Genomic DNA, 12,429 nt, shown 5'->3' with positions numbered 1-12,429 from the left:
AACGATGTCTTTTAAAGTAACCTTTATCGGGGCGGGCAGTATCGGATTTACCCGCGGACTGCTGCGTGACCTGCTGACTGTAGCGGAATTCCGCAATATTGAAGTTTCTTTCATGGATATTAACAGCCACAATCTGCAGATGGTCACTGAGCTGTGCCAGCGCGATATTGCGGAGAACGGACTGTCGATACAGATCAAGCCTACAACTGACCGCAGAGAAGCGCTGCAGGATGCCAAGTACGTATTTTGCACAATTCGTATGGGCGGACTGGAGGCTTTTGCGACAGATGTGGATATTCCGCTGAAATACGGGGTGGATCAATGTGTGGGCGATACGCTGTGTGCCGGGGGCATTATGTACGGGCAGCGGGGAATTGCCGAAATGCTGGAAATCTGCCGTGATATCCGTGAGGTGGCCTCACCGGATGTACTGCTGCTCAACTACTCCAACCCGATGGCGATGCTGACCTGGGCCTGCAATAAATACGGCGGGGTCCGGACAATCGGCTTGTGCCACGGTGTGCAGCACGGACACCATCAGATTGCAGAGGTCTACGGGCTGGAGAAGGCAGAGGTGGACATTATCTGTGCCGGCATCAATCACCAGACCTGGTATATCTCGGCGAAGCATAAGGGCAAGGATCTGACAGCCGGCCTGCTGGAAGCGTTCGAGCGTCATCCGGAGTTCAGCCGGACAGAGAAGGTGCGGATTGACATGCTACGCCGGTTCGGCTACTACAGCACGGAATCCAACGGCCATTTGAGTGAGTATGTGCCGTGGTACCGTAAACGCAGCGGTGAAATTATGGACTGGATTGATCTGGGCAGCTGGATTAACGGTGAAACCGGAGGTTATCTGCGGGTGTGCACAGAGGGGCGTAACTGGTTCGAGACGGATTTTCCCAACTGGATGAAGGACCCGGCGCTGGAGTATACACCGGAGAACCGCGGGGAGGAGCATGGCTCCTATATCATTGAAGGGCTTGAGACAGGCCGGGTCTATCGTGGGCACTTTAATGTCGTGAACAACGGCGTAATCGCCAACCTGCCTGCTGATGCTATTATCGAAGCACCGGGATATGTAGATCACAACGGGATCTCGATGCCGCTGGTCGGCGAGTTGCCGCTTGGTCCGGCTGCAGTCTGCAATGTCAGCATTTCGGTGCAGCGTCTGGCAGTGGAGGCAGCGGTGCACGGGGATGACCAGCTGCTGCGTCAGGCGTTCATGATGGACCCGCTGGTCGGTGCGGTCTGCAATCCGAAGGAAATCTGGCAGATGGTCGATGAGATGCTCGTTGCCGGGGAGCCGTGGCTGCCGCAGTACAAGACGGCGATTGCCGCAGCAAAGGAGCGTCTGGCTTCAGGGAATCTTATTCCTACCCGTACAGATAATGAGGGAGCTGCCCGCCTGAAGGTGAAGAGCGTTGAGGAAATGCAGCAGGACCGCGACGCAGCCAACAAAAATGCCGGTGAATCCGACAAGGGCAAGGACCGTGAGAAGGTGCAGTGAATGGAAAAAGGGCCGGTGCAGAGAGTGTCTGCTTCCGGCCTATTTTTTACAGAAGCGGGTTATACCTGGATAAAGGATCATTCGCGGATCAGCTTATCATTTTGCAGCTTGGTAATCTTTTGACGGATTGGCCTGCTGATTGATATAAAGAAAAGACTCAGAATGATAAGGAGCAATCCCATGACAAGATTAATCATGTTGAGGGCAGTGGGGTTATTCACGAACATTAAGGAGATATTAAGTAGGCCGATGATCAGCTCCATCATTGCCAGGGACATCCACAGGCTGTTAACTCTTTTATAATGCCTGATCTTGGAATCAATATCGGAGTAGATTGTAAATGCACCCTCTGATGCTTTTCTTCTGAAGATCACCCAGCGCAGGTTATTGTACTTAAGCAAGCCCCATAACCATTTGCCGGTAGGCACAAGCTCAGCCCCTGTCTCTTTCATAAACTGCAGATATCCGGCAGCCTCCGGTCCTTTCGGATCTTCCTTCAGCAGCTCAATGCGGTAGATATACTCTCTCTTGCCGCTTTCCTCAAATACGTACCTTGCCCATGAGTATTCGCTAAGTGCGAGCCCTTTGGCAGCCATCTCATTCAGCCATTCCTCTTCCTTCTCAAAATCACTGAAAAATTTGCGTTGTACGAGACTCATTCCGGTTCGCCTATTATCAGCTTTTTACCGTTCGCCAGCAGCTCGTCAAGTCTTGCCATTTCGTTCCGGACAGCACTCCGGCCGTCAGCTGTAATCCTGTACTCCTTCTTGCGGGAATCCTGATCCCCCTGCAGCAGCTCGATCCAGCCCCGCTCGGCCAGTGTGCTCAGTGCGCCGTATAATGTGCCAGCGCCCAGCTCGACCCGCTCATTGCTCAGCAGCTTCACGTTCTGCATAATGCCGTAGCCGTGCATCGGGGTGAGCAAAGATAAAAGAATATAGTACACGCCTTCTGTTAAAGCGCCAAAATCTTTAGTGTCTGCCACTCCGGATCACCTCTTTCCTGCTATACCGTGTATCGCTATATCGTCTACCGATACATAAACTATATCGCCTGCCGATATAGATGTCAACAGGCAAATGTATAGGGGGAAAATGACCATGATTAACTTTAGAAGAAATGTGTTGAATATATGGAGGGTCATAAAGTAGCAGAGGTAAACAGAAAGCCCTGTCCCGGTTAGTCGGGACAGGGCTTTCTGCTCACGCGGCAATCGGCTGTAATGTTATTTGATCGCCTCTCTTTTGCGGAAAAAAGTCTTGAGGGCCTGATACACTTCCTTTTTATCCTTGATGACATAGTGCATGAACTGCTCCTGCTTGAGATGGCGGTAGGCGGACATCAGCGTGCTGCTGCGGTTGTACTGGTTCACCTCACCGTAGCCGAACATGTTGCTGCGCTTCAGCAGTTCGCCGATCAGCTTGACACAGCGCTCATTATCAGAGGTCAGGTTATCACCGTCCGAGAAGTGGAAGGGGTAGATATTATATTTTGCCGGAGGGTAACGGCTGTCGATAATCTCAATCGCCTTCTGGTAGGCTGATGAACAGATCGTGCCGCCGCTCTCGCCCCGGGTGAAGAAATCATGCTCGCTGACTTCCTTGGCTTCGGTATGATGGGCCAGAAAGACGATATCGACCTTCTCGTACTGGCGGCGCAGGAAGCGGGTCATCCAGAAGAAGAAGCTGCGCGCGCAGTACTTCTCAAAGGTACCCATGGAGCCCGACGTATCCATCATTGCAATAATAACGGCGTTGGAATGAGGAACCGTAATATCATCCCAGGTTTTGTAACGCAGGTCATCGGGGCTGATGCTATGGATGCCCGGCCGGCCGCTGCTGGCATTACGCCGCAGATTCTCCAGCAGGGTGCGCTTCTTGTCGATATTCGACATCATGCCCTTTTTACGGATATCGTTAAATACAATCGACTTGACCTCAATCTCTTCCTTGTCCTTGGGGGCCAGATGCGGCAGTTCCAGGTCCTGAAACAGAATATCCTCCAGATCCTCCAGATTAACCTCCGCTTCCACAGTATCCTGGCCCGGCTGATCACCGGCCTTATCACCTTTTCCCGGCTGGGCAGACTGGGAGTCACGGCCGAGCACATCGCCCACCTGGCTGTCTCCGTCCCCCTGGCCGACATGCTTCTGCTTGCGGAAGTTATAGATAATCCGGTATTCATCCAGACTGCGGATAGGCACCTTAACAATCTGCTTGCCGTCAGACATGATAATGTTCTCTTCGGTAACCAGGTCGGGCAGATTATCCTTAATGGCTTCCCTGACCTTCTGCTGGTGACGCTCCTGATCCTGATGGCCTTTACGGTGCAGGGACCAGTCTTCTTTCGAGACAACGAACGTATATGGCTCCGGTGATTGCGGCAGGATGACCACCTCCCATGAAATATAAATCAGTCGATGCACAAGCCTTAGTCCCGCTGAAAGGGTTGTAACTAAAGTATATTCATGGGGATGGGGGATATGTGAACTGTCTTTATTCGCTGATCTCTTCAATAATCAGGCGGTAGCTGTTGGATCTGGCTTCACCTGAATAGCGGCGGTCCTCGATGGTATATACGTAAAGAGCCGTCGAATTGCCCTGAAGGGTATTCCCCATATAATCAATATTGATTTTGACCATGTAGGTCAGATGAACCGTCTGACCGGGCTCCAGAATCCCGAGCGGCACTGTACCGCTATAAGAGGTTCCCGGCATCGTCAATGCGCTGACCGTTACAATATCCGGATCAATAACCGTGCCTTGAGGCACAATCCGGATTACAGTGACATCGGCAGGATAATTGCCGCTGTTGGTTACATGGATATTGAACTCGGCAATACTTCCGTGCTCGACAACCGGCGGTTCGCCGGTCATCTGAATGGTAATGACCGGAGCATAGAGCAGTGTTGTGACCATATTGGACCGGGAATTCTGCCTGACATTACGGCTGTCGGGAAGAGAGTAGGTGTACATGGCATTCCCCTGGTTCCGGATTGCCGGCAGTTCACGGATATCGGTAGCCGCCGGTATGGAGACAAGAAACGCTACTGCTGCAGATGCCCCGGGTCTTAAGGTGCCCAGCGGAATGCCGTCCCCGGGCCGGGCACCCGGACGAGGCATTCCGTTCACCTGAATGCTGTCCCAAATAAACAGTGTACCGGCAGGTATGGCATCGGTAAGTACAGCCTCCACAGCCAGATTGCCGCTGTTCCGGACTGTAAATTCATAGCGCAGGTTATCGCCCGGAGATGCATTGTTACGGTCTACCTTTAAGCTCACATTGATGCCAGCCTGCACGATGGTAACCGTTACTGCATTACTTTCGGCCCGTTCAGTATCATCACCGACAATATAGGAGAGCGCGGCGCGGGTAACGAGTACGGAATCAGCGGGAACAGCATTCACGCGAACCCGATAGGAGATTTCTTCAGCTGCTCCGGCTTCCAGTGTTCCCAGCGGGATACCGGCAGCGGGGTCCGCTTCCGGGGAGTATACTCCTCCTGCTATTACACTTCCGGGGATAAACACGGCTCCCTCCGGTACAGGAACAATAGCAGAGATACCTGCTAGCGGCCGTGTGCCTTCATTTCTCAGCAGTAGTGAATAGGTAATGACATCACCGATGAATGTAGTCGGAGTACTTGCAGTAAGCAGCAGAGCGAGCTGATAGGCAAGCAGAGATACACTAACCGTATTGGAGCGGATTTCGCCCCTGATTATTCTGCCGCCTGTTGTAGAGAATGAGTATTCGCCGGTGGCCGCATTCTGCAGCTCAAGTGACGGCGGAAGTGAAACTACAATAGCCTGGAAGGCGATTGTGGTATGGCTCTGCGGTGCAACCGCATCAAGCGGGATGCCGCCCTCTGGAGACACACCGGGTAAGGGTACCCCGTCTCTTAGCACACTATTGGCAATAAAAGACACTCCCTGGGGAAGCGCGTCAAGGACTGTAACCAGCGCGGGGAGGTTACCGCTGTTGGTTGCCGTAATGGTATAAACCAGTGTTTCCCCGAGGGAAACACTGGTTTTATCTGCGCTTTTGGACAGGGAGAGAACAGGACCTACAACCTGGGTGTTGACGGTATTGGAAAAGGTGATCCCGTCAATGCCCGCCGCTGAGCTAAACAGCACCATCGATTGATTGGTCACGACGGGTTGCAGATTCGGGCCGGGAGTCATATCACGATTACCTGTACTTGGAAAGTAACGGTTGCTGTAGCTCCTGCGGCAATCGTACCTATTACGATACCTGCTGCCGGATTGGCGCCAGGACGCTGAACCCCGTCGACGGCAACACTGCCGATTACAAACTGGCTGCCTGCCGGAATAGGGTCAACCAGTACGACGTTATTGACAGCGACTATACCGTTGTTAGTTACCACAATCGTGTAGGTTATAAGATCGCCGACTACCGCATCGACTGCAGGGGTGCTCTTAACCGCCGTAACGTCCGGTGAAGATACCGGAATAACAAGCACGTTGGAGCGTGAGGAGCCGGAAAGCAGACGTCCGTCCGGCGGAGTGAAGGTGAAAGTGGCCGCTGCCTGGTTGACGAGCTGCTGCGGTGAAGGCAGGGAAGCTACGGTTACCTGCAAGGTAACAGTTACCGTAACGGTAGCTCCTGCCGCAACAGTTCCTATAGCGATTCCCGCTGTAGGATCAGCACCCGGCTGAGGCACACCATTAACCAGTACGCTGTTTGGCACGAATACAGCACCCGGCGGAATAGCATCTGTTACGGTAACATTGGCCGGCAGATTGCCTGTATTATTCACACTCAGGAAGTAAGTGACGGTATCGCCGACAGTAGCGTTCGCAGTATCCGCGCTCTTAACGACATTAATGAACGGCTGGTATACCGGTGTAATCAGATTATTGGAATAGGAAGCACCTGAGAACGCACCTGAGGTAAAGCTGACCGATGCCTGATTGTTAAGTACAGTACTGGCAGGCAGGGCATTGACCAGGATATTGAACGTAATGGTAGCAGAGGCTCCGGGTGCAATGGTTCCGATTGCAATACCATTGGCCGGATTGGCTCCCGGTACCGGAGTGCCGTCTACGACTACGCTGGCGGTAACAAAAGAAGCTCCTGCCGGTATCGGGTCACTGAGTACAATGTTGTTAATCGGCGCAATTCCGCTATTGGTGACGACGATAGTATAAGGCACGGTGTCTCCGATGACGGCATCGATAACGGTTGTGCTTTTGGCTACCGTTACGTTAGGCGAGGATACCGAAATCAGATTGATATTGGATGGTGCTGTCTGATTAAAGGTCCGGCCGTCCGGCAATGTATAGGCCAGAGAGATGATAGCCTGGTTACTGAGCTGTTGGCTCGGCGGCAGGATGTTGATTAATACGGAGAACGTAACGGTGAGCACCCCTCCGGCAGCGATCGTGCCGAGCGGAATGCCAGCGGCAGGGTTGCTGCCCGGAACCGGCTGCCCGTTAATCAGTACACTGTTGGCTACAAGTGTAGTTCCTGCAGGAATGGTGTCAGTCAGCGTGCCCGTTGCCGGATAATTCCCTGAGTTGTTGACAGTAACAGTATAAATAATGGTATCGCCGACAGTTGCATTAGTCGCGTTAGCTGATTTGACGGCTGCAACAATCGGCTGATAGACCGGGGTCGTAACAATGTTGGAGAAGGCGACATTCGCAAGTGCTCCGGAAGTGAAGCTGACAGAGGACTGGTTATTCAGCAGTCCGGTGGCCGGCAGCGAAGTTACCGTAACGGTAAAGGCGACTGTAACGGAAGCGCCGGGAGCAATGGTGCCGATAGTAACTCCAGTGGCCGGAGAAGCGCCGGGACGGGCAACTCCGTCTACCCGTACACTGCCGGCTACAAAGGCGGTGCCTGCCGGCAGCGCATCCGTGAAGACGACATTATTCACGGCAGCTATTCCGTTATTGGTCAGAACAACGGTATAAATGATGGAATCTCCGACTGTCGTAGCTGTAGTAGTAGTGCTCTTGACAACGCCCAGATTCGGATTCGACACCGGAATGGTGAAGGTATTCGATAATGCCGATCCGCTCAGTGTCCGTCCGTCCGGCAGAGTAAAGGTGTAAGCGGCGGTTCCCTGGTTGACAAGAAGCTGCGGCGACGGCAGGGAAGAAATGACCACTGAGAACTGTACTACTATTGTACCTCCCGCCGGAATGGTGCCGGCGGCAATACCTGCTGACGGATCAGCCTGAGGCAGCGGCAGGCTGTTAACCAGCACGCTGTTCGGTACAAAGGTTGTGCCTGCCGGAATATTATCAGTCACAGTCAGAGCGGCCGGGTAGTTCCCGCTGTTGTTAACCGTCAGGGAATAGGTTACCGTATCGCCGACAGTGGCATTCACGGTGCTTGCACCTTTGGTTACAGCTATATTGGGCTGGAAGACAGGAACAGCCACCGGATTGGAGAAAGTAGAACCTGAGAATACACCTGAGGTGTAGGTTACCGTCGCCTGGTTATCTATGGAAGCATCGGCTGGCACAGAGGTTACCCTTACATTATAGGTAACCACAGCTACAAAACCGGATGCCAGTGTCCCGATAGCCACGCCTGTAGTCGGATTGGCATTGGGGAACGGCACGCCGTTGACAGCCACGCTGCCGGTCACAAAGGCCGCTCCGTCAGGTGTCGGATCATTAAGAAGTACATTATTGACCGGATCAATCCCGTTATTGGTGATATTTACGGAATAAGGGATAGTGTCATTGAGGGCCGCAGCGGTAGAGGTGGTACTCTTTACTACAGCAAGGCTAGGTGCAGAAACGGCAATGGTTACGTTGTTTGATGCTGCCGTGCCTGTAAGCAGCCGGCCGTCAGGCGGAGTGAAGGTGAAGGTGGAATTGGCCTGATTGACCAGCTGCTGCGGAGTAGGCAGGGAGACGATAAAAACAGTGAAGCTGACCGTAACACTGGCTCCGGGTGCGACGGTTCCGACCGCGATGCCGGTATCCGGAGCGGAGCCGGGCTGCGGAAAGCCGCCAACGATGACGCTGTTCGGATCAAAGGTGGTCCCTGCCGGGATATTATCAGTCAGGGTTACGTTTGCTGCCAGATTTCCGGTATTGCTGACGATGACGGTATAAATAATGGTATCGCCGACTGTTGCGTTTAGATCGTTTGCGCTTTTTACCAGCGAGATCTGCGGCTGTATGACCGGGGTGGTTGTCACATTGGAACTGGACGAACCGGAAAAGACCCCGGAGGTAAAGCTGACGGTGGACTGGTTGTTAATCTGTGATGGAATCGGCATTGTAATCCTCACCTCGAATGTTACGGCAACTGAAGCCCCAGGGGCCAGACTGCCGACTGGAATGCCGGTGGACGGAACTGATGACGGCTGGGACACGCCGCCCACAATTACGGTTCCGGGAATGAAGACTGCATTCTCAGGCAGAGGATCACTGAGAATGATGTTATTTACAGCAGCAATACCGGTGTTTGTCAGCACGGAGGTAAAGGTCAGGATATCGCCTGTAACGGCGTCAATGGCGTTTACACTTTTGACGACATTGATATTAGGAGCTGAGACAGGGACGGTTAGCGTGTTCGAAACGGTACTTCCTCCGAGCTGCCGGCCGTCCTGCAGGGTGAAGGTATACGAGGCGGCTGCCGAGTTAAGCAGCTGCTGATTGGGCGGCAGTGCTGTTACAGTAACAAGAAAGCTTACTGTTACGCTGTCGCCGGGGGCAAGCGGTCCGACAGGCACTCCGCTGACCAGATCATAACCCGGCAGCGGAGTACCTCCGACAATGACGCTGTTAGGCTCAAAGGTGACCTGAGGCGGCAGGCTGTCGGTCAGATTCAGCGTGGCAGCGATGTTGCCGGTATTCCGGGCCAGGATGGCAAAGGATAAGGAGCTGCCGACAGAGGCCTGTGCGGCATTGGCGCTTTTGACCAGACTGATAACCGGAGTGAAGACCGGCGTGTTAATCGTTCCCGACAGTGCGGTGCCGCTGAATGCGCCGGCGGTAAAGGACGCGCTGGCCCGGTTGCTGAGCTGGCCGGACGGCGGCACCGAGGTGGCATTGACTTGAAAGGTGATGACCACGGTTGCACCTGAAGCGATCGTTCCGAGATTAATACCGGCACCGGGATTGGCAGAGGGTGAGGAAGCACCGTTAATTGTTACGCTGCCGGCTACAAAAGCGCCTCCAGCCGGAATCGGATCGGACAGGACGACGTTACTGACTGCGACACCGCTGGGATTGGAGACAGAGACGGTGTAGGTGATATATTCTCCGACGGCAATGGCAGTAAGATTGGCATTCTTGAGTATTGTGATATTAGGTGCCGATACCGGAATGCTGACTGTATTGGACACACTGGAGCCGGACAGTGAACGGCCGCTGGGCAGCTGATACGTATAGCTGCTGCTGCCCTGGTCGGTTAATACTGCCGGTGAAGGCAGAGACTGCACAGAGGTAAGGAACGTTACGGTAAAGGAAGCACCGGGGGCTACAGACCCCAGCGGAATCCCGGTAAGCGGAGAATCCGAGGGGCGGACAACATTGTTTACAATGACACTTCCGGAGACGAAGCTTGAACCAGCCGGTATGTTGTCTGTCAATGTAACGTTTGCAGCAATGTTTCCTGAATTCTGCACCTGCAGGGTGTACAGGACGTTCCCTCCGACGGTTGCGCTGGTCGGACTGGCGCTTTTGACGATTCCGATGACCGGCTGGAACACAGGTGTAGGAACAATATTGGATTGCGTGATGGCAGTGAACGCTCCAGAGCTGTAGGAGGCTGAAGAGCGGTTGGAGAGCTGTCCTCCTGCCGGAATAGAGGTGATGCTTACCTGAAAAGTGACAGTGACACTGGCGCCGGCAGCAATGGTTCCAATGGTTATCCCCGAGGCGGGATCAGCTGCCGGCCGGGAGGTGCCGGCAACAACGACACTGCCGGACACAAAGGTGCTGCCGGCGGGTATCGGATCGGACAGGACTACATTGGTAACTGCAGCGATGCCGTTGTTGCTGATGACCGAGGTGTACAGCAGGGTATCACCTACGGCAACATCAGGCAGACTGGCGCTTTTGGCAACCGCTACATTTGGCAGAGTGACGGGTATGGTCAGGGTGTTGGATGCGGCGGACCCGGAAACCGTACGGCCGTCAGGAACCAGAAAGGTGTAGGCAGCGGTGGCCTGGTCTACGAGCTGAGGCGGTGACGGGAGGCTGTTAACCACGACCCGGAACTGCACGGTAGAGCTTCCTCCGGCGGCAATGGTGCCAATGGGAATGCCGGTGGCGGGATTGCCGGCTACAGGTGTCCCGTTAACGGTAAAGCTGCCCGGGACATAAGTGCTGCCTGCCGGAATATTATCGGTAAGCGTAGTGACTGCGCCGATGTTGCCGGTGTTGGAGATTTGAATGGTATAAATGATCTGGTCGCCGACGGTAGCATTGGTGGTATTGGCGCTTTTGACAAGTCCGAGTACAGGAGAGTATACAGGCAGGGAGTTGGTATTGGAGGGGATAACCCCGGAAACTACGGGACCGCCGGCCACGCTTTGAAACGTAAATGCCGCATTGGCGGTATTCGGAACGAACTGCGGGTTAGGCAGTGAAGTGACCCTTGCCTGGTATGTAACGGTCACAGAGGTGCCCAGAGCAAGTGAACCTAAAGGAATACCTGCTGTTATATCAAAAGTAGGCCTGGATATCCCGGCAACGACGACGCTTCCGGCAACAAAAGTCAGCCCGGGCGGCATAGTATCTGACAGCACAACACTGGCGGCACTGGCTGTACCGGTATTGCTGACAGTTACCGTATAAGTTACGGTGTCACCGACAATCGTTCCGGTTACGTTGGACCCTTTGGTCAGACTGATTTTGGGGGCATTGATATCAATCTGCAGCGCGTTTGCATTAACTACATAAGCATCACCGGAAGTTGTCAGCGTCAGCAGTGCCGAGGACTGGTTATTGACGAGCCTGGCTGACACATCAACATTGGTGATATCCCAGCCCTGACGGCCGCCGATAATATTGCTGCCCGGACTGCCGTTGGTCTGGTTGCGGTTGCCGAAGGTCCCGGTGGTATTCAGCGAACCGGCATCATTGTTAATCTGTGAGGCAAAAAAGTTGTTGGCAAAGTTATTAGGCCCGGACAGTGCCACCTGGGTAGCAGAGGTAGGGCCGAACAAGGCCTGGTCACCGGACCGGTTGGCATCGCCTTCCTGTGCGCTGAACAGGATGCGTCCGCCGAGCGCCCCGGATACAGGAGTGGCAAAGCCAGTAATTGTAGTGACGACAGGCGCGGAAGTAGACTGGACCAGTACGGCTCCGGCGCGCAGCGACATGTTGCGGAAGGGCAGCGACGGGTTCTGATAAATGACACCGAGCGTCCACCCGGCATGGTTCCCTGTCGGATCACCGGCAATAATGATCGTCCCGACCACCCCGGCGACGGTATATGTTCCAGCCCCGCCTGCCTGGATGACACTCGTTACATTGTTGGAACGCACATAGGCTGCAGCTCCGCTGCCCAGATCCACTGTGTTGCTGGTAGCTGAATCGGGAGAGACACTGACTGTATTGCCGGCTGGTGTTGTCAGCGAAACAGGATTATTGATGAACGCGCTAAGATTGACGGTCCCGTTGATATAGGAGCCGCCCCAGATGAGTTCCGCATATAGTACCGTACTTCCGGAAGGGATCGTCAGAATGGCAGAAGCGCTGTTGTTCTGATAAAGATTGGTAGTCCCGGCAGGATAAGTGCCAAATACAGAGGCAGTATTGATTGTGCTGAAGGCACCGATACTGTCCAGTGTACCGGGTACGCCTGCCGTATCTGAGCGGCTTAAGCCGAGCGTGTTGCCTGTAAACGTAATTGCACCTGTTGCATTAATAGTAGACCGAACGACTAGAGGAATAATTTTCACCTCCTTCATAGGGCTATTGTGC

The 12,429-nt window shown here is 53.9% G+C and carries 6 protein-coding genes; 1 reads left to right on the top strand and 5 read right to left on the bottom strand.

Features of this window, described 5'->3' with window-relative positions; genetic code table 11:
• Positions 1-4: 4 nt before the first annotated feature.
• Complete coding sequence (gene melA / locus BN3772_RS20370; RefSeq protein ID WP_042201802.1) at positions 5-1,510, top strand: alpha-glucosidase/alpha-galactosidase; 1,506 nt, start codon at positions 5-7, stop codon at positions 1,508-1,510.
• A gap of 77 nt (positions 1,511-1,587) precedes the next feature.
• Here the strand turns inward: melA and BN3772_RS20365 are convergent, their stop codons facing one another.
• From BN3772_RS20365 to BN3772_RS20345, 5 genes are all read right to left on the bottom strand, one after another.
• Positions 1,588-2,169 (bottom strand): DUF2812 domain-containing protein, encoded by a 582-nt coding sequence (locus BN3772_RS20365; RefSeq protein WP_052380615.1) that lies wholly within the window; start codon positions 2,167-2,169, stop codon positions 1,588-1,590.
• On the bottom strand, positions 2,166-2,495 hold the full coding sequence (locus BN3772_RS20360) for a PadR family transcriptional regulator (RefSeq protein ID WP_042201800.1): 330 nt from the start codon (positions 2,493-2,495) through the stop codon (positions 2,166-2,168). The genes BN3772_RS20365 and BN3772_RS20360 overlap by 4 nt, the downstream gene beginning before the upstream one ends.
• 240 nt (positions 2,496-2,735) lie before the next feature.
• On the bottom strand, positions 2,736-3,926 hold the full coding sequence (yhbH, locus tag BN3772_RS20355) for a sporulation protein YhbH (protein WP_425280447.1): 1,191 nt from the start codon (positions 3,924-3,926) through the stop codon (positions 2,736-2,738).
• 79 nt (positions 3,927-4,005) lie between these two features.
• Positions 4,006-5,691, bottom strand: coding sequence for a COG1361 family protein (locus BN3772_RS20350; RefSeq protein ID WP_042201799.1), 1,686 nt, complete (start codon positions 5,689-5,691; stop codon positions 4,006-4,008).
• The gene (locus BN3772_RS20345; RefSeq protein WP_042201882.1) at positions 5,688-12,416 is read right to left on the bottom strand and encodes a DUF7507 domain-containing protein; all 6,729 of its coding nucleotides are present in this window, start codon (positions 12,414-12,416) and stop codon (positions 5,688-5,690) included. The genes BN3772_RS20350 and BN3772_RS20345 overlap by 4 nt, the downstream gene beginning before the upstream one ends.
• Positions 12,417-12,429: the final 13 nt, after the last annotated feature.

This window comes from Paenibacillus camerounensis (genome assembly GCF_000723885.1).
Taxonomy (GTDB): domain Bacteria; phylum Bacillota; class Bacilli; order Paenibacillales; family Paenibacillaceae; genus Paenibacillus_AQ; species Paenibacillus_AQ camerounensis.
Note: the sequence above shows the minus strand (reverse complement) of the source record. Positions and strands in the feature narration are given on the sequence as shown.